We start from the raw sequence: 22,196 nt of genomic DNA, 5'->3' as shown, positions 1-22,196 counted from the left end.
ACGCAAGATAATCTTGGCGGCGTGCGGGAAAAAGGGGACGGGCAAGGAAAGCCGTAGCCGTGGCCTTCCGGCAACCACCCCGCTCAGCCGGTCAGATCCAGAACCACACTGCCGCGTTTCGTGCCGCTGTCGGCGATGGCATGCGCTTCGGCAATGCTGTCGAAGGGCAGAACACGGTCGATGACGGGGCGAAACTGTCCGCGCGCAACGACATCGGCCAGCGCCTCCAGATCGGCGCGGGTTTCCCCGGCCATGCCGACATGCAGCTTCTGTCGCCGCAGCGCATTGCCCAGCGGCGACAGCATGTCACCCAGCCCTGCCGCGACCATCAGCAGCCTTCCGTCTGGCTCCAGCAGCGCGCGGGCGGTGCGGCGTGGCAGATCCATGGTGTCCAGCACCACATCCCAGCGCCGCGCCTCACGCGTCAGGGCCGCGGGGTGAAAGGGCAGCGGCTCGGCCCCCAGTGCAGCCAGCAAAGTGGTATTGCCAGGCCGGGTCAGGGCCGCGACCTCTGCCCCCAGCGCGCGGCCGATCTGCACCGCCGCCGAACCAACGGCCCCGGCACCGCCGATCACAAGCAACCGCTCGCCTGCCCGCAACTGGGTGACGCCGCACAGAAAGGTCAGGGCCGTGGTGCCCCCGAAGGCCATGGCGGCGGCCTCATGCAGGCTCAGCGTCTCGGGTTTCGGAATCAGCGGGCCGTTGGCAGGCAGAACGGCATAATCGGCATGAACCCCGCCGCGCGCCATGCCGACCACCAGATCACCCGGCGCAAAGCCTGTGGCACCCGGACCCAGTGCCTCGACCCTGCCGCAGAACTCGGCTCCCAGCACCGGCTGACGCGGGCGGCGCAGACCGAACATCGCCCGCCCGAGCAAACCCATTCCCGGAGGCATCCGCATCGCGCGGATACGCGCGTCGCCCGCGCTGACCGTGGTGGCCAGCACCCGGACCAACACCTGCCCCCGCCCTGCCACCGGCACGGGCCGATCCTCAATCCTCACTACTCCGGGGCCGCCATAATCCCGGCATATCGCTGCGCGCATTTCCTGTTCCCCTTGCCTGTCGCGGGCAGAGGCTGGGCAGACAAGGCCAGCAGGGCAAGTCGGCAGGGGGTTGAAATCCGGCCTCTACTCCGCAGGTTTAGTCACGACGCGCTCGCGGGCCGAGATGTAAAGCGCGCAGGCCATCAGGATGCCGACACCCACAAAGGTCCAAATATCCGGGAAATCGCCGAAGAACCACCAGCCCACGGCGACGGCCATGATCATCTCGGTATAGGCCAGAGGGGCCAACAGGCTCGCCTCCGCCCGGTCATAGGCCATCACGATCAGGTAATGGCCGAAGGTCGCCACGAAGCCGAGGGCAAGGAACAGCGCCCATTGCGCGGGCGTGGGCGCCTGCCAGACCGGGATCACCGCAAGGCTGACGGCAATAGCGCCAATCAGGCTGGTCTGGAAGGTGGTGACCATCGCATGATCGCGCCCCGCCATGCGCCGGGTGATCAGCATGTAAAGCGCAAGGCTCGTCCCTGCGGCCAGCGCCAGCAACATGCCCGGATTGATCGCCTGAAAGCCGGGCCGGATGATGACCAGCGTGCCGATGAAGCCCACGGCCACCGCCGCCCAGCGGCGTGGCCCGACCCTTTCACCCAGCACCAGCGGCGACAGGGCCGTCACCACCAGCGGCTGCACGAAGAAGATGGCAAGGGCATCGGCGATCGGCAGGAATTTCAGCGCGAAGAAAAAGCAGAAGGTTGCACTGATCAGGAAGGCCGTGCGCAGCGCATGCATCCCCGGACGCGCGGGCCAGAGCCCCCGCAGCCCGCCGATCCGCGCGGCGAAGGGCGCGGTCATCAGCGTGCCCATCGCCATGCGCGCCCAGACGATCTGAAGGATCGGCATGCCCTGCTGGCCAAGCGTCTTGGCCACCACATCCAGAAACGGCAGCACCGCCATTGCCGCCAGCATCAGCCCGATCCCGGCCAGCGTTCCGCGTCCCTGCTCCATTCCGTCCTCCTGCCCTCGCCCGGTGCAGGGTCGCGGGATTTTCCGTGTGTTTCCCGCCTGATGGCGACCTTGGGCAAGGGAAACCGGCAAATCCGCTTCCCCTGAGGCGCCGAACCTGTGACAATGGTTGCAAAAGAACAAGAGGACCATGATGCCCGAAACCAGAACTCCCCGCCTGTGTGTGCTGATCGACGCCGACAACGTGCCCGCCGGCTATGCCGAGGCGATCTTCGAGGAAATCGCCGCCTTGGGCGAGGCCAGCGTGCGCCGCATCTATGGCGACTGGTCGGCACAGCGTCTTGGTGGCTGGGCAAAGAAGGTCGCGCGGCTGGGCATGGTGGCGGATCAGCAGTTTTCCAACACCAAGGGCAAGAACGCCTCGGACATCGGGCTGGTGATCGCGGCGATGGATTTCCTGCATTCCGGCCTGTTTGACGGGTTCGTTCTGGTCAGTTCTGACAGCGATTTCACCCGACTGGCGGCGCGCATCCGCGAACAGGGTCTGGATGTCTACGGCATCGGCGAGAAGAAAACGCCCGAGGCCTTCCGCATGGCCTGCAAGCGGTTCATCTATGTCGAGAACCTCGGTGCTGACGAGGCGGAGGAAACCCCGCCAGAACCTCGGGTAGACCGCGCGCCGGAGCCTGTGGATACCACGCCCGCCGATACCGCCCCGGCCGAACCGCGCCCCCCGCGTGGCAAGCGCGAGACGGAATCTCCGCAAAAGGCCATCCCGCTGATCGCCGCCGCGATGCGCGCCATCGACCCCGAGGGTGAATGGTATTCGCTTGGCCAGATCGGCCAGTATATCACTCAGGCCAATCCCGATTTCGACACCCGCACCTATGGCAGCGCCAAGCTGTCGGACCTGATCCGCAAGATCTCCAGCCGGTTCGAGGTGAAACCGGGTCCGGGTGGTCAACTGCTGGCGCGCGACCGCTCCTGATCCATCGCCATGACAGGGCCATAATCGGCGACTTGACTGGCTGAAACCAGTGCGAGTCTCCGATGAATGCCCTGTCCCCCGAACTCATGGCGACCCATACCTCCGGTCGCGCCCGTGTTGCCCTGCTGGTTGATGGCGAGAATCTTGGTGACCGCCATGCCGGATCATTGATCACACAGGCCGCAAAACATGGTGCGGTGACAGTCAGGCGCGTGTATGGCGATGCGGCCAGGCTGCCGCGCTGGGACGCGGCGCCAGGTTACCGGCTGGTCCATGCCGGACGTGGCAAGAACGCCGCCGACCTGCTGTTGTGCATCGAGGCCATGGCGCTGGCGCACGAACGCGTTGCAGATGTTCTGGTGCTTGCCAGCAATGACGGCGACTTCAGCCATATCGCCATCCACCTGCGCGAACGCGGCATTCCGGTCTATGGCATGGGCGAGGCTGCGGCGCCGCAAAACTGGCGCAAGAGCTGCACGGGGTTTGTGGAGTTGAAGCCCGCATGCCCCGCGCCGACATCGGCCGAAGCCGTATTGTTGCAAGAGGTGGAAGCCCTGTTAAGATCCGTCGCACCGAATGGCGCCTTGCCACTCACGAGGATCGGGCAAGCCATGACGGGAAGATTACAGGCGACGGGTCACGCAAGCTGGGGCAAGTTTCTGTCTGCCCATTCCGACCGCTTCAGGCTGGACAAGTCCACGCCCGGCGGCAGCGTCCGGCTGCTCTAACGCACCCCGTAGCGCGCCAGAAACATCTCGACCGCGCCCGAGACCACCTTGTCGGCCTCCTGCGGCGGACAGCAGGCGGCGACGCCGAAGATCGTCTGTTCGTGCAGTGTCACCTTGCACAGCGCCGCGAACTGGTCGGCGGCGAAGGCCAGATCGTCGATCTGCAACTCGCCACGCTCCACCGCCTTGGCGAGGTATTCCATCAGCCGCTCCCGCACCAGCACAGGGCCGGAATGGTAGAACTGATGCCCCAGTTCGGGGAAGCGCTCGCTTTCCGCCACGCAGATGCGAAACACCTTCTGCGCGAAATCGGACATGAGGAAGGCGACCATGCGCCGCGCAGCCTCGGTCAGCACCTGTCGCACCGGCGCGTTCTGGTCGATCAGTTCCACCGCCTCGTCGGCCTGACGATGACACTCGGTCTGCGCCACCTCCATGAACAGCAGGCGCTTGTCAGGGAAATAGCTGTAAAGCGTGGCCTTGCTGACCCCTGCCTCGCGGGCGATGTCATCGACCGAGGCGCCCTCGAACCCGTGTTGCAGAAACACGTTGCGGGCGCCTTCCAGCACCTGATCGAACTTCCGACCCTTGCGGGCACGCGGCATGACATGGCTTTCCATGTCACCAGAGTAGACGAGCCGACCGGGCGCCCGCAAGCACCGGCGCTCACAGACCCTGCGCGCAGGTCGCACTGCCAATGGCGACCGGATCGGTGCAGGATTGTGTGACGGGCGGCGCCGGGTCGGGGAAGGTCAGGCGCGGCAGATCGAAGGGGGCGCCCCCCGCAGTGGCAAGCGTGGGCAAGGCGGCAAGGCAGAGGGCGGCAAAGGTCAGGCGCATCGGAAGGCTCCACAAACTGAACGACTCGGTTCACTTTCGCAAAGTGAACCGAGTCGTTCAGTTTTTCAAGCCCCCTTGGCAGATAATCGCAGCACCGGCCCCGCTGCCGCGGTCGCATCTTCAGGATCGTGCGTCACCATCAGCACCGGGATACCCCGTTCAGCGATATGGGCGAAGGTGAAGGCGCGCATTTCGGCCCGCAACCCGGTGTCCAGCCGAGAGAAGGGCTCGTCCAGCAGCAGCGCGGCGGGATCGGCCAGCAGCGTGCGCATCAATGCCGCGCGCGCCCGCTGCCCGCCCGACAGGGTGGCGGGGTCACGCCCCTCCATCCCGGCCAGCCCCGCGCGCTCCAGCGCGGTAGCCACGGCAGCACGGCGCGCGGCACGTCCCCGCACGGCGGGGCTCAGCCCAAAGGCAAGGTTGTCGCCCACCGACAGGTGCGGGAACAGCAGCGCCTCCTGAAACATCAATCCGATGCGCCGGGCCTCGGCGGGCAGCGCGGTCACGTCACGCCCGGCCAGCCAGACCCGACCCGCGCAACGAAAGCCCGGCGCCAGATGCCCCCCCACCGCATCGAGCAGCGTGGATTTCCCGACGCCTGACGGCCCCATGACGCTGGCCACCTGCCCCGGCTCGACCCGAAGGCTAACCTCGAACAGCGGCCTGTCGGCGCGGGGCAGGGTGACCATCAGCTTTTCCAGAACAAGGCTCATGCGGGCACGGCTCCGGCCAGATCGCGGCGGTTGCGATGCACCCATGCGGGTAGCAGCGCCGCCAACGCATAGGCGACAAAGGGCACCAGCGCCTGAAGGCTGGCATAAACCGCCACCACCCGGCGATCGGAAGAGGACGACAGCGTCACCGCCTCGGTCGTCAGCGTCGCCACCCGCCCCGCGCCCAGAAACAGCGTCGGCAAATATTGCGCGACCGATACCGCCACGCCGATAGCCGCCGCGGTCAGGATCGGGCGCAGCAGCACCGGCAGCTTGACGCGGACGAGCCGCCGCCACGGCCCCGCCCCCAGCGCCGCCGCCGCACGGGTCAGGCGCGGGTCAAGCGCCCGCCACGGCGCGGTCAGCGCGATCATCACATAGGGAAAGACGAAAATCGCCTGCCCCCAGATCACCGCGCCGGGATGGCCCGACAGGCCTGCCCGCAGCGCCACCACGTTCAGCCCGTAAAGAAACGCGATCTGCGGCAGGATCAGCGGCAGGTAGATCAGCGCTTCGGCCCAGCGGGCGCGGGTGCGCTGGCCGCGATCCTCTGCCTCCAGCCACAGGATCGCCAGTGCGACGGACAGTGCGGTGGAGGCCATTGCAAGCCAGAGCGTCATGCCCAAAGCGGCGCCCCAGCGCCCCGAGGCCAGCCAGAATTTCAGCGACCAGCTTTCGGGCAGCAGTTGCGGAAAGCTCCACCGCCAGGCCAGTGACCAGACGGCCAGAGCCAGCAATGCCAAGGCGGCGAGGGTCAGCAGCCCACCAACCAGCACGGCGGCCAGTCCTGGCCCGAAGGCGCGACGCCCACCCGCCTGCACCCACCGTCGGCCAAGCCAGCGGGCCAGACGCTCCGCCCCGCACAGCAACGCAAGGCCCAGCGCCACGATGCCCGCCTGCACCAGCGCCCCGGCGGCGGCGGGCAGGATACGGGCGGGATCGGGGTCGAAGAACCAGCGGGTCAGGGCCACGGCCAGCACGGGCGGGTTCGACGGGCCAAGGATGATCGCCATATCCACCACTGACAGCGCATAGGCCAGCGCCACCGCCACCGGCAACCGCACCAACGGCCAAAGCTGCGGCAGCAGCACCTTGACCCAGACTGCGGCAGGCGCATAACCCAGCGCCCTGCCCGCCGCCATCTGCCGCGCCGCGTCGATCTGGCCCAGCGCCGACCATGTGACCAGCATGAGAAAGGGCACCTCCTTGACCAGCAAACCAAGGATCAGCGCCAGCCCCCACGGATCATTCACACTGGCAAGGCCGGGCGGCAGCACCCACCCCATCATCGGCGCCAGCCCGCGCGCGATCCAGCCCGAGGGCGCCAGAAGGAAGGCAAGGCCAATCGCCATGGCAGCATGCGGCACCGCCAGAAACGGCGCCAGCGCCCGCATCCCGCGCGCCGCCGGAACCCGCCCGGCCAGCGCCGCCACGGCGCCCATGGCCAGCACGACCGAAAGCGCCGTCGCCCCCAGCCCGATCACCAGCGTCAGCCGCAGGCTGGTGGTCAGCCCCGGCTCGGCAGCGAGGGCCTGCCAGGCCGTGAGGCTCCAGCCATCAAACCCCAGTGCGGGCAGATGGCCAAAGGCCGCAGCGGCCGTTTCCGCCAGACCGGCCAGAATCGGGACCAGCAGCCCCGTCCCGACCACCAGCAGCACCAGCCCGCGCAGGCCCCGGCCATCGCTCATTTCGTGTAGCGCCGCGCCCATTCCTCGGTCAGGCGGGTCATCCAGCTCGCATGGGGTTCCAGCAGTGTCGGCCCCAGATCCTCCAGCTTGGGCAGCGCCGGGGCGGTGGGCAGGGCGGCGAAAGCCGCGCGCCCGGCATCGTCCAGCTTCGCCGGATCAAGAACCGAGAACGACCCCAGCACCTCGATATTCTGCATATGCGCCTGGGTTGCCGGGTCCAGAAGGAAGTTCGCGACCACCTCGGCCCCCGCCGCATGGGCGGCGTTATAGGGGATGGCAACGAAACTGACATTGCCGATGGTGCCGCCCTCTGGCACGAAAACGCGGGCGGTCTCGGGCAGCAGCCCCTGTTCGATGGCGGCGGCGGTGGAGGCGGGATCGAAGCTCATGGCGATATCCAACTCGCCATCATTCAGCAATTGCTGCTGCACCGACTGATTTTCCGGGAAGGTCGCACCACCGCGCCACAGGTTCGGGCGAAGCGCGTCATACCACACCCAAAGCGGCGCGGTGGTTGTGGCGAAGGTAGCATCCGTCACCGGCTGTTGCAGCGCCGCAGGATCGGGTGCGAGTTCGATCAGCGCCTGTTTCAGGAAGGTGGCCCCCATGAAATTCGACGGGTCAGGATGCGTCATGCGCCCCGGATGTGCAGCCGCCCAGTCAACAAAGGCCGCCATGCTGCGCGGCGGTTCCGGCACGCGCGCGCTGTCATGGACGAAAACGAATTTCGCCAGCCGCCACGGGCTTTCCATCCCCTCCACCGGCACGGTGAAATCCACCGCCGAGGGCGCGGCGCCCGTCAGATCGACGTATTTCGCATTGGGCAGATCGGCTGTGAAGGGCCCGTGCAACAGCCCCTGTTCCTTCATCGCAAGGAAGTTCGGCCCGTTGATCCAGATCAGGTCCACCGAGCCGCCGCTGTCCTGCCCCGCCGCCTTTTCGGCGATGACGCGGGTCACCGCCTCGGCGGTATCGGTCAGCTTCACCTGTTCGACCTTCACGCCATACAGCCGCTCGGTCTCCTGCCCGACCCACTGGATGAAGGCATTGGTGCGGTCGTCACCACCCCATGCGTTCCAGTAGACAGTCTGGCCCTTCGCGGCATCAAGCGTCGCCTGCCAGTCGGCAAGCGCGGGGCTGGCAAGGGCCAACGTCAGGGGAACGGTGGCAAGTGCAAGAAAGCGCATGAAAACTCCTGTCATCAAGGGGCGAAGGCGCGCCAGCCCCACCACCAGCGCAGCACGGTGGTCAGCGTGCAGGCGGTGGCGAAAAGGCAGGCGAGCAAGGGAAAGGCCGTGGGCACGAGGCACATGGCCAGAAACAGCGCTATGGTCTCGGCCCCTTCCGTCAGCCCGCCCAGATAGGCAATGCCTTTTGACGGATAGGCCGGCGCGACCTCGCCGCGTTTGGCGGCGATGGCGGCGAAGGCAAGGAAGGATGACCCGGTGCCGATGAAGGACGCGATCAGCAGCGCGGCGGGCAGCGCATTGGTGCCCGGATCGGCCAGCGCAAAGCCCAGCGGCACCAGCGCGTAGAAGGCGAAATCGAAGGCGATGTCCAGAAAGGCGCCCCGGTCGGTCGGGCCCGTCAACCGCGCCACTGCACCATCCAGCCCGTCGGCGAGCCGGTTCGCCACGATCAGCGCCAGCGCCAGTCCCCAGGCGCCGAAAGCCAGCGCGGGCAGCGCCAATACCCCGAGGGCAAAACCCGCCAGCGTCACCTGATCGGCGCTGATGCCGCGCGCCACCAGCGCTTGCGCCGGGGCGCGCAGCAGGCGGTGTTGCAGGGGCAGAAGCGCGGCGTCGATCATCCGCGCCTCCAGTCGTGGAAACGGCGGGCGAGCGCAAGAAGCTTCGGGTTCACATGCGCCCTACGCCAGTTGCCAGCCGCGTATTTGTTGGCCTCGGCCAGAGTCGGGTAGATGTGGATGGTGCCAAGGATCTTGTTCAGCCCCAGCCCGTGCTTCATCGCCAGCACGAATTCCGCGATCAGATCGCCCGCATGATGGCCGACGATGGTGACGCCCAGAATACGATCCTTGCCCGGTACCGTCAGCACCTTGACGAAGCCCTCCGCCCGACCGTCGGCAATGGCGCGGTCCAGATCGTCGATACCGTAGCGCGTGACCTCATGCGCGATGCCACGGTCGCGCGCCTCGGTCTCGGACAGGCCGACGCGGGCGACCTCGGGGTCGCAGAAGGTGGCCCAGGGGATGACCCTGTAATCGGCGCGGAAGCGCCAGAACGGCGCGGCCATGGCGTTGACGGCGGCAAACCATGCCTGATGCGCGGCGGTATGGGTGAACTGGTAAGGCCCGGCCACATCGCCCGCCGCGTAGATATTGGGGTGAAGGGTTTCGAGGTATTCGTTGGTCTGCACCACACGGTCGGTCGGAATGCCCAACTCCTCCAGCCCGAAGCCTTTCAAGCGGGCAGCGCGGCCGACGGCGGCGATGATCTCGTCGAAATGAAGGCGCTGACGGCCCTGCGGCCCCTCGACCTCGATCCATTTGCCGCTTTCGTCACGCCCGCAGGCCAGCGCCTTGTGCCCGGTCAGCACCTGCACGCCATCGGCCTCCAGCGCGGTGCGGATGTGGGCGGAAACCTCCGGGTCTTCGCGGATCATCAGGCGGTCGGCCATTTCCACCTGCGTGACCTGTGACCCGAGCCGCTGAAACGCCTGTGCAAGCTCCGTCCCGATCGGCCCGCCACCCAGCACCACCAACCGCGACGGGGCTGTTTCGCGCCCGCGCAGGCGGGACCAGAGCGTATCCGAGGTCAGGCAGTCCACCGTATCAATGCCCGGCAGCGGCGGCACCACCGGGCGTGCGCCGGTGGCGATGACGATGCTGCGCGTGGTGAGCCGCTCTGTGCCGCCCCCGTTCAGCGTCACCTCCACCGTCCAGGGATCGAGGATACGGGCACGACCCGGCATCACCTCGACCCCGAGGGAGGTATACCGCTCCACACTGTCATGCGGTGCGATCTCTGCGATGGTGCGATGCACACGCTCCATCACCTCTGCGAAGCGGATTTGCGGCTCCGGGCCGCCGATGCCCAGCACCGAAGCCTGCCGCATCTCCTGCGCCAGCTTCGCGCTGCGGATCAGCGCCTTCGACGGCACGCAGCCGGTGTTCAGGCAATCGCCGCCCATCTCACCGGCCTCGACCAACGTGACACTCGCCTGCGCGGCAGCGGCGATATAGGCGGTCACCAGACCGGCGGAGCCCGCGCCGATCACCACCAGATTACGGTCAAACCGGCGCGGCCGGGTCCAGCGCGCCTGCATCCGGCGGCGGCGCAAGGCGCTCACGACCAGCCGCGCCAGCCACGGGAACAGGCCCAAGACCGCGAAAGAGGCCAGAAGCGCGGGCGAGACGAGACCGGACAGGCTGTCGATCTTCGCAAGCTGGGTGCCCGCATTCACATAAACCGCCGTGGCGGGCAGCATGGCCAGTTGACTGACACCGTAGAACATTCCGGTGCGGATCGGAGTCAGCCCCATCAGCAGGTTGACGGCAAAGAAGGGCACCACCGGGATCAGCCGCAGGCTGAACAGGTAGAAGGCGCCGTCACGGCTCAGGCCCGCATCAAGGGCCGCCCTCCGCTCACCCAGCCGCGCGCGGACCCAGTCCCGCAGCAGGTGCCGTGCCGCCAGAAAGGCCAGCGTCGCCCCGATGGTGGAGGCAAAGGACACCAGCGCCAATCCGGCCCAGAAGCCGAACAGCGCCCCGCCCGCCAGCGTGAGCCAAACCGCCAGCGGAAGGGACAGCGCGGTGACCACAACGTAAAGCAGGAAGAACAGCCCGGCCGCCAGCCATGGATGCGCCGCACGCCACGCCTCGACCCCGGCCAGATGCGCACGCAGGGTCGCAAGATCGGGCACAGCGTCGCGCAGCACAAAGCCCGCCACGACGACACCCGCCGCCAATCCAAGAAACAGCAAAGGCCGTTTCATGCCGTTTCCCCTTGCTCTCTGCCCGCTGGCCATCGGCCTGCCTCCATCCCACTTCTATAAGGCAATACGCACCTTGGCGCGAACTGCTACATCCGCGCCGTTCACGCCTGCGTCAGGGCCTGAAACATTGCACAGCCCGCGCCGCGCCGGTATGCAGGGAAACATTCCGCAAGCGGCCCGGCACGAGATGATCACCCAGAAGATGAAATACGCGCTGAAGGCGCTGCTGGTTCTCGCCGACGAGGCGCGGGCGGATCGGCCCGAACCGCTGACCATCGAGGAAATCGCCCGCCGCGCCGCCACGCCGAAACGGTTTCTGGAACATATCCTGCTGGATGTGCGCAATGCCGGGGTGATTGCCTCGACGCGCGGGCGTTCGGGCGGATATTCGCTGGTGAAGGCGCCGCGCGATGTCTCGATCTCGGATCTTCTTCGCAAGATTGACGGGCCCATCGCGCCGCTGACCTGCCTGTCGCGCAGTGCCTATCAGCGCTGCGAGGATTGCACGGATGAGGCGACCTGCCGCATCCGCAAGGTCTTTGCCGAGGTGTTCTGGTCCTATCTGGTCATCATCGACTCGCTGACTTTGGAAGACATGCTGCATGCCGGAACGGCAGAAAAGGTGTTGGGCCCGGCGGAAGGCGCCTGACACACGGCGGGCAGTTGCAGCACAGCGCCGGGCGGCGTAAAACCCCGGCAACGCCAAGCAGAGGGGCCGCGCATGACCATCCCGAAACCCGTCGTTCTGTGCATTCTGGATGGCTGGGGCTACCGCGAGGAACGCGCCGCCAATGCCCCCGCGCTGGCCGCAACGCCGAATTTCGACCGTATCTGGGCCGAATGCCCGCATGAACTGCTGATCACCCATGGCCCCGATGTGGGCCTGCCCACCGGGCAGATGGGCAATTCCGAGGTCGGGCACACCAATATCGGTGCGGGCCGTGTGGTGGCGATGGATCTGGGGCAGATCGACCTCGCCATCGAGGATGGCAGCTTCTTCCGTAATGCGGCGCTGCTCGATTTCATCGAAACGCTGAAGAAGACCGGCGGCACGGCGCATTTGATGGGCGTGATCTCGGATGGTGGGGTGCATGGCCACATACGGCATGTGCTGGCAGCCTGCACCGCCATTGCAGGTGCCGGGGTGCCGGTGGTGCTGCACGCCATCACCGACGGGCGCGACGTGGCGCCCTCTTCCGCCGTGACCTTCATGCGCGAACTGGTCGAGGGGCTGCCGGAAGGCGCGCGCATCGGCACGGTGATCGGCCGCTATTGGGCGATGGACCGCGATAATCGGTGGGAGCGTGTGGGCCGCGCCTTCGACGCCATGGTGAAAGCCGAGGGCGAGTGTGCGACCACTGCCGCCCGCGCCGTCGATGCCGCCTATCAGCGCGGCGAGACGGATGAATTCATCGCCCCCACCGTGGTCGCGGGCTATGCGGGTGCGAAGGATGGCGACGGCTTCTTCTGCCTGAACTTCCGCGCCGACCGCGCGCGGGAAATCCTGCTGGCACTGGGTCAGCCCGGGTTCGACGGCTTTGACGCCAGCGCCCGGCCGCAATGGGCCGCCCTGCTGGGGATGGTCGATTATTCGACCACCCACAACGGCTTCATGACCACCTGTTACCCCAAGCAGGACATCGTGAACACGCTGGGCGAATGGGTGGCGAGCCATGGCCGCAGCCAGTTCCGTCTGGCCGAGACCGAGAAATACCCTCATGTCACCTTCTTCCTGAACGGCGGCAAGGAAACCCCTTCGGCGGGCGAAGATCGGTTCATGCCGAAATCGCCCAAGGTCGCCACCTATGACCTGCAACCCGAGATGAGCGAACCCGAGGTGGCCGAGCGTCTGGTCGGCGCCATTGAGCATGGCTATGACCTGATCGTGGTGAACTTCGCCAACCCCGACATGGTGGGCCATACCGGCAGCCTTCAGGCGGCGATGAAGGCTTGCGAGGCGGTGGATACCGGGCTTGGCCTTGCGCTGGCGGCGCTGGAAAAGGCGGGCGGCGCGATGATCGTCACCGCCGATCACGGCAATTGCGAACTGATGGTGGACCCCGTGACCGGCGGGCCGCATACCGCGCATACCACCAATCTGGTGCCGGTGATCCTTGTCGGTGGGCCGGAAGGAGCGCATCTGCGCGCCGGTGGGCGACTTGCCGATCTGGCGCCGACGGTGCTGCACCTGATGGGCCTGCCGCAACCGGCCGAAATGACCGGGCAGAGCCTGATCGCCGGATGATGCGCCGCCTCGCCGCCCTTGTCCTGACGACGACACTGGCCCTTGGCGGGCCGGCGGCGGCGGCTTCCGTTGCCGAACAGGCGCAGACGGCGGCGCGCAATCTGCAAGAGGCGGTTACCGCCTTGGGCGATGCGCGGCAGGCGCGCGACCGGGTGCAGGCGTTGACCCGCACCATTACCGCCTATGAACAGGGGCTGACCGCCCTGCGCGAAAGCCTGCGGCAGGCCTCGATCCGCGAGGCGACGCTGCTTTACCAGTTCGAGGCCAAGCGCGACCGGCTGGCGCAATTGCTGGGCGTTCTGGGGCGAATGGAATCCGACCCGGCGCCGCTGCTGCTGCTGCACCCTTCGGGGCCACTGGGCACCGTACGTTCGGGCATGATGATCGCCGATGTGACCCCCGCGATACGGGCCGAGGCCGAAACCCTGCGCGCCCAGTTGCAGGAGGTCCGCGACCTGCGCGCCCTGCAAACCGCCGCCGGGCGCACGCTGGCCGACGGGTTGCGCGCCGCACAAGAGGCCCGCACCGCACTGAGCCAGGCGATTTCGGAACGCACACAACTGCCGAAGCGGTTCACCGAAGATCCCGAGGTGCTGAAAAACCTGCTGCAAAGCGCCGATACACTGGATGCCTTTGCCGCCGGGCTGGCCCTGAACGAGGTCGAGGCCGAGGGCATGGCCGATTTCGGCTTCTCGCATGGCAAGCTGCCGCTGCCCGCGCTGGGCACGCTGCTGCGCCGCCCGGACGAGGCCGACAGCGCGGGCGTCCGCCGCCCCGGCATGGTGCTGGCCACCCGCCCCCGCGCGCTGGTCACCGCCCCGTGGTCGGGCACGATCCGCTATCGCGGGCCCCTGCTCAATTTCGGAAACGTGATGATCCTTGAACCCGGTCCCGGTTATCTTCTGGTTCTTGCGGGGCTGGAAACCGTATATGGCGAGGTGGGCGAGGTCGTTTCGGCGGGCGCCCCCCTTGGCCTGATGGGTGGCGGCGAACCGGGGGTAGACGAATTCCTCGTCCCGGCACAGGATGGCGCCACGCGCGAAACCGCGACGCTGTATGTGGAGCTGCGGCAGGGGGGGGAGCCGGTGGACCCGATGCCGTGGTTCGAGGCCACCGCCCCGCTTGCCGCGCGCCAGCAGGTGCCGTGACGGGTAAAGGTGCGATCAGGCGGAAGCCTTGAGAAAGGGAACGACGAAGGCGATGAAGAAATTCGTGATGGCCGCACTGGGCGGCACCGTGGCAGGTGTGCTTCTGTCAACGCAGGTCGCAGGCCCGCTCATCGCGCAGGAAGCCGCGAAGAACAGTTCGGTGTATGAACAGCTTGATCTGTTTGGCGACATCTTTGAACGCATCCGCGCCGAATATGTGGAAGACGTCGATAGCAAGAAGCTGATCGAAGCCGCGATCAACGGCATGTTGACCTCGCTCGACCCGCATTCCAACTATCTGCCCGCCGATGATTTCAGCGATATGCAGGTGCAGACGCGCGGTGAATTTGGCGGCCTGGGCATCGAGGTGACGCAGGAAAACGGCTTTATCAAGGTCGTCTCGCCGATGGATGACACGCCCGCCTACAAGGCCGGCATCCAGTCCGGCGATTTCATCACCCATGTCGATGGCGAAAGCGTGCTGGGGCTCAGCCTCGACGATGCGGTGAACAAGATGCGCGGCGAGGTCGGTTCGGAAATCGTCATCACCGTGGTGCGCGACGGCGTGCAAGACCCGTTCGATGTGTCGATCATCCGCGACACGATCAAGCTGACGGCGGTGAAGGGCCGCGTGGTCGGCCATACCGCCGTGCTGCGCCTGACCACCTTCAACGACCAGACCTATCCGGGGCTGGAGACCGAGCTGAAGAAGGCGCTTGAACAGCTTGGCGGCAAGGACAAGCTGAACGGCGTGGTGCTCGACCTGCGCAACAACCCCGGCGGGCTGCTGACGCAGGCGATCAAGGTGTCGGATGCTTTCCTTGACAAGGGCGAAATCGTCTCGACCCGTGGCCGCAATCCGCAGGATGGAGAACGGTTCAACGCGACGCCGGGCGATCTGATCGAAGGCAAACCGATGGTCGTGCTGATCAACGGCGGTTCCGCCTCGGCCTCGGAAATCGTGTCGGGCGCCTTGCAGGATCACCGCCGCGCCATCGTGGTGGGGACGAAAAGCTTCGGCAAGGGCTCGGTGCAGTCGGTCATCCCGCTGCGTGGCGAAGGCGCCATGCGGCTGACCACGGCGCGCTATTACACGCCCTCGGGCCGGTCGATCCAGTCGCTTGGCATCTCGCCCGACATCGTGGTGAACCAGCCGATGAAGAAGGAAGGCGAGGCCGGCACCGAGGCGGCAGCGGCCGAAGCGGCGGCGAAGGCGCGCAGCGAAGCCGATCTGCGCGGCGTTCTGTCCAACGACTCGATGACCGAGGACGAAAAACGCCAATACAAGGAAGAGCAGGAGCGCGCCGCCGAAGCCGCCAAGCTGCGCGACGAGGATTATCAGCTCGCCTATGCGGTGGACATCCTGCGCGGGGCCGAGGCCATCGCCCCGAAAGCCGAGTAAGTTCAGGAAAGGGGGGCCGGGCGACCGGCCCCGACATATCATGGCGACAGATCCCGCATCCCTGCCCTATCGCCCCTGCGTGGGCGTCATGCTGATCAACCCCGCGGGGCTGATCTTCACCGGCAACCGCAAGGACAGCACCAGCGCCGCATGGCAGATGCCGCAGGGTGGCATCGACGAGGACGAAAAGCCCCGCAAGGCCGCGCTGCGCGAATTGTGGGAAGAAACCGGCATCACCGAAGATCTGGTGGAGTTCGTTGCCAAGTCCGACGGTTGGGTGACCTATGACCTGCCGGCCGAGCTTCTGGGCAAGGTCTGGGGCGGCAAATATCGCGGGCAGAAGCAGAAATGGTTCCTGTTCCGCTATCTGGGCCGCGACGATCAGGTGAATATCGCCACCGAACACCCCGAGTTCGACCGCTGGCAATGGACGCAGGCCGATGCGATGGTCGCCGCCATCGTGCCCTTCAAGCGCGCGGTCTACGAAGAGGTCGTGGCGCAGTTTCGCCCGCATCTGGCCTGAGCCACACCGAGCATGACAGACCCCGCCACCGTGCAGGCGCTGCTTCTGGCCTGGTATGACCGGCACCACCGGATCATGCCCTGGCGCGTTTCGCCCGCCGACCGCGCCGCCGGGATGCGGGCCGATCCCTACCGCGTCTGGCTGTCCGAGGTGATGTTGCAGCAAACCACCGTGGCGGCGGTGCGCGATTATTTCCACCGTTTTACCGCGCGCTGGCCGGATGTCGCGGCGCTTGCGGCGGCCGAGGATGCCGAGGTCATGGCCGAATGGGCCGGGCTTGGCTATTACGCCCGCGCCCGCAACCTGCTGAAATGCGCCCGCGCCGTCGCGGGCGATCACGGCGGCCGCTTTCCCGACACGCACGAGGAGTTGCTGTCGCTGCCCGGCGTCGGGCCCTATACGGCGGCGGCGGTGGCCTCCATCGCCTTTGACCGGGCCGAGACGGTGGTGGATGGCAATGTCGAACGGGTGATGGCGCGGCTGTTTCGGGTCGAAGAACCGCTGCCCGGTGCGAAGCCTGTTCTGGTGGCCCATGCCGAGCGGCTGACACCGGCGGAGCGGCCGGGCGACTATGCGCAAGCGGTGATGGACCTTGGCGCCACGATCTGCACGCCACGCAAACCGGCCTGCGCAATCTGCCCGCTGAACGCTGATTGCGCGGCCCGTGCCGCCGGGGTGCAGGCGGACCTGCCACGCAAGACCCCGAAAGCCGCGAAGCCCGTGCGCGAAGGCCTGCTGTGGATCGCCCTGCGCCCCGATGGCGCGGTGCTGCTGGAGGAACGGCCGCAATCCGGGCTGCTGGGCGGCATGGCAGGCTTTCCGACCGCCGGCTGGGACGGGACGGACGCCCCCGCCCCGCTGTTGGCCGACTGGCAGCGCGTGGGCGAGGTGCGCCACACCTTCACCCATTTCCATCTGGTGCTTCAGGTGCTGACCACCGTCACCGATGCGCGCCCCGAGCGCGGCGCCTTCCTTCCGCGCGCCGCCTTCCGCCCCGCCGCCCTGCCCACGGTGATGCGCAAGGGCTGGGATCTGGTGCCCCGCGACATCACGGGTGGTTGAGCCCGCCCCGGCGCCCGCCTACACTCCGCCGCGACGGAGGCTCCCATGCGCAACATCGCCGATTTTCGCAACGCCCTGCCCTTCTGGCTGTCGCTGGGCCTTGTGCCTCTGGCCATGATTGGCGTCACGCAGGGCGGCTGGACCGTGGCTCTGATGCCCGCCTACGCCTGGACGCTGACCACGCTGCTGGACCTGCTGCTGGGCCGGAACGAGGAAAACCCCGACCCGCAGACCGACGAGGACGACCTGTTCTGGTATCGCGCCATCACGCTGATCTGGCTGCCGCTTCAGGGGCTGGTCATCTATGGCTCGATCTGGTGGATCACCCGGTCTGGCGGGCTGTCGGTGCTGGAACAGGTGGCGCTGATGTTCGGGGTCGGGGTCGCCTCGGGCACGATCGGGATCGTCTATGCGCATGAGTTGATGCACCAGAGCAACCGGGGCGAGCGCTGGCTGGCCGATCTGCTGCTGGCGACGGTGCTTTACAGCCATTTCCGCACCGAACATCTGCTGGTGCATCACCGTCATGTCGGCACCCCGCGCGACGCGGTGACGGCGCGGTATAACGAGGGGTTCCACCGCTTCTTCTGGCGGGTGCTGCGCGAATGTCCGGCTTCGGCCTGGATGGCGGAAAAGGAAAAGCTCGCCCGCGCGGGCCGCCCGGTCTGGCACCCGTCTAACCCGTTCTGGCGCTATGGCGGGCTGCAACTGGCAGCGCTGGCACTGGCCTGGCTGGTAGGCGGCTGGGTTGGTCTGGCGCTGTTCTTGCTGCAAGCCTTCTTCGCGGTCTGGCAGCTGGAGCTGACGAACTACATCGAACATTATGGCCTGACCCGTCGCCAGCTTCCGGGCGGGAAATACGAGCCCGTCCGCCCGCATCATAGCTGGAACGCGCCGCACAAGGCGTCAAACTGGCTGCTGATCAACCTGCAACGCCATTCTGACCACCATTACAAGCCCGACCGGCGCTTTCCGCTGCTGCAAACCTATTCCACCGATGACGCGCCGATGCTGCCCATGGGATACCCCGCCATGGGGGTGTTGGCGATGATCCCGCCGCTGTGGCGCCGCCGCATGAATCCGCGTGTGCGGGCATGGCGCAGGCAATACTACCCCGACATCATCGACTGGCGTGCCGGGGCAGAGGCTTAAAGCCCGAAGAACTCGAAATTATCCTCGGTCACGATGACGCCCTTGACCCTGATCGAGTTCTCGCCGCCCGCGCCATCGTCATATCGGATCAGGCTGTCACCCTCCGGTGTCGTCGTGATCCGCAGATCCCCGAAGGTCAGCGCGTTCTGGATGAAGCGGATATGGTCATCCTGCTTGAAATCCTCGATCACGTCATCGCCTTGCACGACCTTGGGCACAAAAAGGAACGCATCCGCGCCCCGGCCGCCGGTCATCACATCGTTGCCTTCATCGCCCTTCAGAAGGTCCTTGCCGTCCCCACCGTTCAGCGTGTCATTGCCTTCCCCGCCTTCAAGGACGTCGCGGCCAGTGCCTCCGAGGATGGAATCGTCCCCCTTGCCGCCGAACAGTTCGTCATTGCCGTCGCCACCGTCAATCGTATCGTTGCTGTCCCCGCCCGATAGCGTGTCCTTGCCCTTTCCACCTTTCAGCGTATCGCCACCGGCGCCACCTTCCGCGTTGTCATTTCCTTCGCCGGTATAGATGAAATCGCGCCCGCCGCCGCCCAGAACGGTATCGGCCCCACCCTGGCCATACAGCCGGTCATTGCCGTTGCCACCGTCGATCAGATCGGCCCCGCCCGCGCCCTTGAGGGTGTTTTTCAGCAGGTTACCAATCAGCCGGTCCGCAAGATTGCTGCCATAGCCATCCTCGATACTGTCCAGCGTATAGCGGGCCTTCAGACCCACACCCTGCGCGGTTCCGGCATCAAGGTTCAGTTTTACACCCACATTCCATGTGCTTGCCGAGAATGCGTCCTTGCCGTCGCCCCCAAGCAGGGCACCACGGCCGCCGGGATTGACGTTGAACCGGTCATTGCCCACGCCGCCATCCATCTCGCCGCCGCCGGGCTTGCCCCAGAAGCGATCATTTCCACCGAAGACCGAAGCGAAGTTGCTGCCCCGCCCCAGATAAACATCCTCGCCTGCCCCGGACCCGGAATAGAAATAATCGACCGACTTGTCGGGGATGACGCTGTTCATCATCTCGCCCGCATAACGCAGCGAATTGTCAGGGCCGATGCCGGTCGCACGTTCGATCAGCGATTCGATGGAAACCGGCACGAAAAGCTCTGTCTCGCGGCTGCCACTGCTGTTTTCCCGGAAGAAGAACTGCACGTCGCCGCTCAGCGTGGTCAGCTTGCCGTCCGGCCCGAAATCAACTTCACCATCAATCAACTGAACCGAGGCGGTAGAGTTTCGTTCGATCCCACTGAAAGTCGTTGCTGACAGGCTGACCAGTTCGCGCAGCAGGGCCGCGCTATAGGTCAGCGTCAGCAGATTGCCGGCGAAGCTGAGGTAGCGGAATGCCGACAGATTGCCTCCAAGCAGATAATCCAGTGCAATTCCCAGCGCACCCAGTTCATAGGGAACGGTTCCGCGCGGACTGCCCGCATGGTCACTGTCATAGTCGTCAATTACACTACTGCGACTCATCTTTACCTCCCCTTTATGAATTCGATCAATTTCAATATGTTACGCCAGTTCTGCATATGGTCTAACCGAAAACTTCGCCCATATTGCAACGACTTGGCAAGAAAACCGGAACGTCGGCCCGGACAGTTTCATCAAAAAGCCCCGCCATGCAGGCATGGCGGGGAGGTGTGCCCCCGGCGGAACCGGGGCACAGGCGTAACTGTGCTTTACAGAAAGAAGGCCCGCATCAGTGGTGCTGACGCTCGTCGGCCTCCATCTCGGCGCGGATCTGCTGGCGCAGGATGTCGATGGGGATCATCTTGCCGTCACGCTTGAAATGCCAGTAGGTCCAGCCATTGCAGGAGGGCGCCTTTTCGCAGGCCGCCCCGACCTGATGGATCGAGCCCTTGATGTCGTTGCCCACCAGCGTGCCATCGGCGCGCACCTTGGCCTTGAAGCGGTTGCCGACGGAATAAAGCTCTTCGCCCGGACGCAGCATGCCGCGTTCGACAACCTGACCGAAGGGGACGCGCGGCTCGGCGCGCTTGCTGCCGGTGACTTCCAGTCCCGAGGCATCGAACTTGCGGATGCGGGCGATGCGTTCGGTGGCGACCTTGCGGTAGCTTTCCTCGCGCTCGATCCCGATGAAATCGCGGCCCAGCATCTTGGCCACGGCGCCTGTGGTGCCAGTGCCGAAGAACGGGTCCAGCACAACGTCGCCGGGATTGGTCGTGGCGATCAGGATGCGATGCAGCAGGCTTTCGGGCTTCTGCGTCGGATGGGCCTTGTCGCCGTTTTCATCCTTCAGCCGTTCATGCCCGGTGCAGATCGGCAGCACCCAGTCGCTGCGCATCTGCACGCCATCGTTCAGCGCCTTCAGCGCCTCGTAGTTGAAGGTATATTTCGCCGCCTCGTCGCGGCTCGCCCAGATCAGCGTCTCATGCGCATTGGTCAGGCGCTTGCCGCGGAAATTGGGCATCGGGTTCGACTTGCGCCAGACCACATCGTTCAGCATCCAGAAGCCCGCGTCCTGCATGGCGACACCGACGCGGAAGATGTTGTGATAGCTGCCGATGACCCAGATCGCCCCGGCAGGCTTCAACAGGCGCCGCGCGGCAGTCAGCCATTCGCGGGTGAAACGATCATAGGCCGAGAAGCTGGAAAACTGGTCCCAGTGATCATCGACCGCATCCACCTTGCTATTGTCGGGACGATGAAGCTCGCCCTTCAGCTGAAGGTTGTAAGGTGGATCCGCGAAAATCAGATCCACCGAGCCAGCCGGAAGGCTGTTCATCGCCTCGATACAGTCACCGGCAATGATCTGGTTAAGCGGCAGGCCGGGGGCCTCCGCACGGGTCTTCTTGATCGTCATTACTGCCTCGGTCTGCGGCCTCTGCGGGCCGTTATCTTGTGTCCCAAGATGAGTCAGAGACGATTCGCCGTCAAATTCTTTTTTGAATCAACGAGTTATAGAAACGTCTTGATACAAGATATTGTGGACCGGACGGAACGAACGCCTATGATGAGGGGTCACCCCCAAATCTAGAAGCGCCTGAAGGTGATCCTTGGTCGGGTAACCGGCATTGCGTTCCCAGCCATAGCCGGGATGCTGTTGCGCCAAATCCACCATGATGCGATCGCGTGCCACTTTGGCAACAATCGACGCGGCGGCGATGGACAGGCTGCGCCCGTCCCCCTTCACCACAGCCAGCCCCGGACAGGGCAGGCCCGGTGGCAGGCGGTTGCCGTCGATCAGGGCAAAACCCGGCGTGACGCCCAGCGCCGCGACCGCGCGGCGCATGGCCAGAAAGCTGGCCTGAAGAATGTTCAGCGCGTCGATTTCCTCGACGCTGGCATGACCGATGCCGACCCTTGCCGAAGCGTGAATTTCTTCGGCCAGCCGTTCGCGCGTCGCCGATGACAGGGTTTTGCTGTCGGATATACCTTGCGGCAGATGCGCAGGGTCAAGGATCACAGCCGCCGCCGTAACAGGACCGCACAGCGGACCCCGGCCCACCTCGTCGATACCGACAACAGGACCGGGGCCGTTGGCAAGGGCCTCGGCCTCAAGACTCAGATCGGGAACCGGACGCGCCACGGATCAGACGTCACAGGCGCGATGCGCCGGTTCCGACAGTTCCAGCTTGCAGGTGGTGGTGGCATTTCCCTGTCCCGGAAGGGCGGAAAGCGTCAGCGCCGTCATCACCGCAAGCGCGGCCATCATGGTCAGGGCAAAGCGGGTTTGCGGCGAAAGCCGTCCCCGGTGCCGGGGTTGGGTCATCTGGAATCTCCTGTTCTTTCTGCTCTGCGTCGATGCCGGCGACTCATC

22 protein-coding genes are annotated in these 22,196 nt (G+C 65.9%); 9 read left to right on the top strand and 13 right to left on the bottom strand.

The annotated features are described in order from the left end of the window. Nucleotides 1-83: 83 nt before the first annotated feature. Both D2N39_RS23630 and D2N39_RS04745 read right to left on the bottom strand, forming a co-directional pair. Nucleotides 84-1,046 (bottom strand): NAD(P)-dependent alcohol dehydrogenase, encoded by a 963-nt coding sequence (locus D2N39_RS23630; RefSeq protein ID WP_119133625.1) that lies wholly within the window; start codon nucleotides 1,044-1,046, stop codon nucleotides 84-86. An 84-nt stretch (nucleotides 1,047-1,130) separates the two neighbouring features. Continuing rightward, complete coding sequence (locus D2N39_RS04745; RefSeq protein WP_158589776.1) at nucleotides 1,131-2,009, bottom strand: DMT family transporter; 879 nt, start codon at nucleotides 2,007-2,009, stop codon at nucleotides 1,131-1,133. A gap of 151 nt (nucleotides 2,010-2,160) precedes the next feature. Here D2N39_RS04745 and D2N39_RS04740 point away from each other — a divergent pair, with 151 nt between their 5' ends. Together D2N39_RS04740 and D2N39_RS04735 are read left to right on the top strand one after the other, a co-directional pair. Beyond that, nucleotides 2,161-2,955 (top strand): NYN domain-containing protein, encoded by a 795-nt coding sequence (locus tag D2N39_RS04740; protein ID WP_119133623.1) that lies wholly within the window; start codon nucleotides 2,161-2,163, stop codon nucleotides 2,953-2,955. Nucleotides 2,956-3,017: 62 nt separating this feature from the next. After that, the gene (locus tag D2N39_RS04735; RefSeq protein ID WP_119133622.1) at nucleotides 3,018-3,683 is read left to right on the top strand and encodes an NYN domain-containing protein; all 666 of its coding nucleotides are present in this window, start codon (nucleotides 3,018-3,020) and stop codon (nucleotides 3,681-3,683) included. Here D2N39_RS04735 and D2N39_RS04730 read toward each other — a convergent pair. From D2N39_RS04730 to D2N39_RS04705, 7 genes are all read right to left on the bottom strand, one after another. Next, nucleotides 3,680-4,288 (bottom strand): TetR/AcrR family transcriptional regulator, encoded by a 609-nt coding sequence (locus D2N39_RS04730; protein WP_119133954.1) that lies wholly within the window; start codon nucleotides 4,286-4,288, stop codon nucleotides 3,680-3,682. The two genes, D2N39_RS04735 and D2N39_RS04730, sit on opposite strands and share 4 nt — an antisense overlap. A gap of 61 nt (nucleotides 4,289-4,349) precedes the next feature. Continuing rightward, nucleotides 4,350-4,523 (bottom strand): hypothetical protein, encoded by a 174-nt coding sequence (locus D2N39_RS22795; protein WP_158589775.1) that lies wholly within the window; start codon nucleotides 4,521-4,523, stop codon nucleotides 4,350-4,352. A gap of 65 nt (nucleotides 4,524-4,588) precedes the next feature. Continuing rightward, the gene (locus D2N39_RS04725; RefSeq protein WP_119133621.1) at nucleotides 4,589-5,236 is read right to left on the bottom strand and encodes an ATP-binding cassette domain-containing protein; all 648 of its coding nucleotides are present in this window, start codon (nucleotides 5,234-5,236) and stop codon (nucleotides 4,589-4,591) included. Continuing rightward, nucleotides 5,233-6,924: an ABC transporter permease gene (locus tag D2N39_RS04720; RefSeq protein ID WP_119133620.1), complete on the bottom strand. Its 1,692-nt coding sequence runs from the start codon at nucleotides 6,922-6,924 to the stop codon at nucleotides 5,233-5,235. The genes D2N39_RS04725 and D2N39_RS04720 overlap by 4 nt, the downstream gene beginning before the upstream one ends. Next, on the bottom strand, nucleotides 6,921-8,111 hold the full coding sequence (locus D2N39_RS04715) for an ABC transporter substrate-binding protein (protein WP_119133619.1): 1,191 nt from the start codon (nucleotides 8,109-8,111) through the stop codon (nucleotides 6,921-6,923). The genes D2N39_RS04720 and D2N39_RS04715 overlap by 4 nt, the downstream gene beginning before the upstream one ends. Before the next feature lie 14 nt (nucleotides 8,112-8,125). Next, nucleotides 8,126-8,734 carry a CDP-alcohol phosphatidyltransferase family protein gene (locus tag D2N39_RS04710; protein WP_119133618.1) on the bottom strand — a complete coding sequence of 203 codons (609 nt, stop codon included), beginning with the start codon at nucleotides 8,732-8,734 and terminating at the stop codon, nucleotides 8,126-8,128. Next, nucleotides 8,731-10,881 (bottom strand): FAD-dependent oxidoreductase, encoded by a 2,151-nt coding sequence (locus D2N39_RS04705; protein ID WP_119133617.1) that lies wholly within the window; start codon nucleotides 10,879-10,881, stop codon nucleotides 8,731-8,733. Before D2N39_RS04705 ends, D2N39_RS04710 begins: the two co-directional genes overlap by 4 nt. Before the next feature lie 187 nt (nucleotides 10,882-11,068). Here D2N39_RS04705 and D2N39_RS04700 point away from each other — a divergent pair, with 187 nt between their 5' ends. The 7 genes from D2N39_RS04700 to D2N39_RS04670 all read left to right on the top strand — a co-directional run bounded on the left by D2N39_RS04700 (nucleotide 11,069) and on the right by D2N39_RS04670 (nucleotide 18,413). After that, on the top strand, nucleotides 11,069-11,530 hold the full coding sequence (locus D2N39_RS04700) for an RrF2 family transcriptional regulator (protein WP_119133953.1): 462 nt from the start codon (nucleotides 11,069-11,071) through the stop codon (nucleotides 11,528-11,530). A gap of 72 nt (nucleotides 11,531-11,602) precedes the next feature. Further along, complete coding sequence (gene gpmI, locus D2N39_RS04695) at nucleotides 11,603-13,126, top strand: 2,3-bisphosphoglycerate-independent phosphoglycerate mutase (protein WP_119133616.1); 1,524 nt, start codon at nucleotides 11,603-11,605, stop codon at nucleotides 13,124-13,126. Next, nucleotides 13,126-14,274 (top strand): murein hydrolase activator EnvC family protein, encoded by a 1,149-nt coding sequence (locus D2N39_RS04690; RefSeq protein WP_119133952.1) that lies wholly within the window; start codon nucleotides 13,126-13,128, stop codon nucleotides 14,272-14,274. The genes gpmI and D2N39_RS04690 overlap by 1 nt, the downstream gene beginning before the upstream one ends. A gap of 52 nt (nucleotides 14,275-14,326) precedes the next feature. Then, complete coding sequence (locus D2N39_RS04685; RefSeq protein WP_119133615.1) at nucleotides 14,327-15,676, top strand: S41 family peptidase; 1,350 nt, start codon at nucleotides 14,327-14,329, stop codon at nucleotides 15,674-15,676. Between the two features lie 40 nt (nucleotides 15,677-15,716). Then, nucleotides 15,717-16,199: an RNA pyrophosphohydrolase gene (locus tag D2N39_RS04680; protein WP_119133614.1), complete on the top strand. Its 483-nt coding sequence runs from the start codon at nucleotides 15,717-15,719 to the stop codon at nucleotides 16,197-16,199. Between the two features lie 12 nt (nucleotides 16,200-16,211). Then, nucleotides 16,212-17,261, top strand: coding sequence for an A/G-specific adenine glycosylase (gene mutY, locus D2N39_RS04675; RefSeq protein WP_119133613.1), 1,050 nt, complete (start codon nucleotides 16,212-16,214; stop codon nucleotides 17,259-17,261). A gap of 45 nt (nucleotides 17,262-17,306) precedes the next feature. Continuing rightward, entirely contained in the window at nucleotides 17,307-18,413 is a 1,107-nt protein-coding gene (locus tag D2N39_RS04670) for an alkane 1-monooxygenase (protein WP_119133612.1), read from the top strand. Here D2N39_RS04670 and D2N39_RS04665 read toward each other — a convergent pair. From D2N39_RS04665 to D2N39_RS04650, 4 genes are all read right to left on the bottom strand, one after another. Then, a complete protein-coding gene (locus D2N39_RS04665; protein WP_119133611.1) occupies nucleotides 18,410-19,888 on the bottom strand; it encodes a calcium-binding protein in 1,479 nt (492 codons plus the stop codon). The two genes, D2N39_RS04670 and D2N39_RS04665, sit on opposite strands and share 4 nt — an antisense overlap. A gap of 226 nt (nucleotides 19,889-20,114) precedes the next feature. Further along, on the bottom strand, nucleotides 20,115-21,239 hold the full coding sequence (locus D2N39_RS04660; protein ID WP_119133610.1) for a site-specific DNA-methyltransferase: 1,125 nt from the start codon (nucleotides 21,237-21,239) through the stop codon (nucleotides 20,115-20,117). Between the two features lie 87 nt (nucleotides 21,240-21,326). Next, the gene (locus D2N39_RS04655; RefSeq protein WP_119133609.1) at nucleotides 21,327-21,965 is read right to left on the bottom strand and encodes a ribonuclease HII; all 639 of its coding nucleotides are present in this window, start codon (nucleotides 21,963-21,965) and stop codon (nucleotides 21,327-21,329) included. 3 nt (nucleotides 21,966-21,968) lie between these two features. Continuing rightward, complete coding sequence (locus tag D2N39_RS04650) at nucleotides 21,969-22,148, bottom strand: hypothetical protein (RefSeq protein WP_119133608.1); 180 nt, start codon at nucleotides 22,146-22,148, stop codon at nucleotides 21,969-21,971. Nucleotides 22,149-22,196: the final 48 nt, after the last annotated feature.

The organism is Gemmobacter lutimaris, assembly GCF_003570715.1.
GTDB lineage: Bacteria > Pseudomonadota > Alphaproteobacteria > Rhodobacterales > Rhodobacteraceae > Gemmobacter > Gemmobacter lutimaris.
The sequence above is the reverse complement of the archived record's forward strand: the minus strand, read 5'-3'. Positions and strand labels throughout refer to the sequence as shown.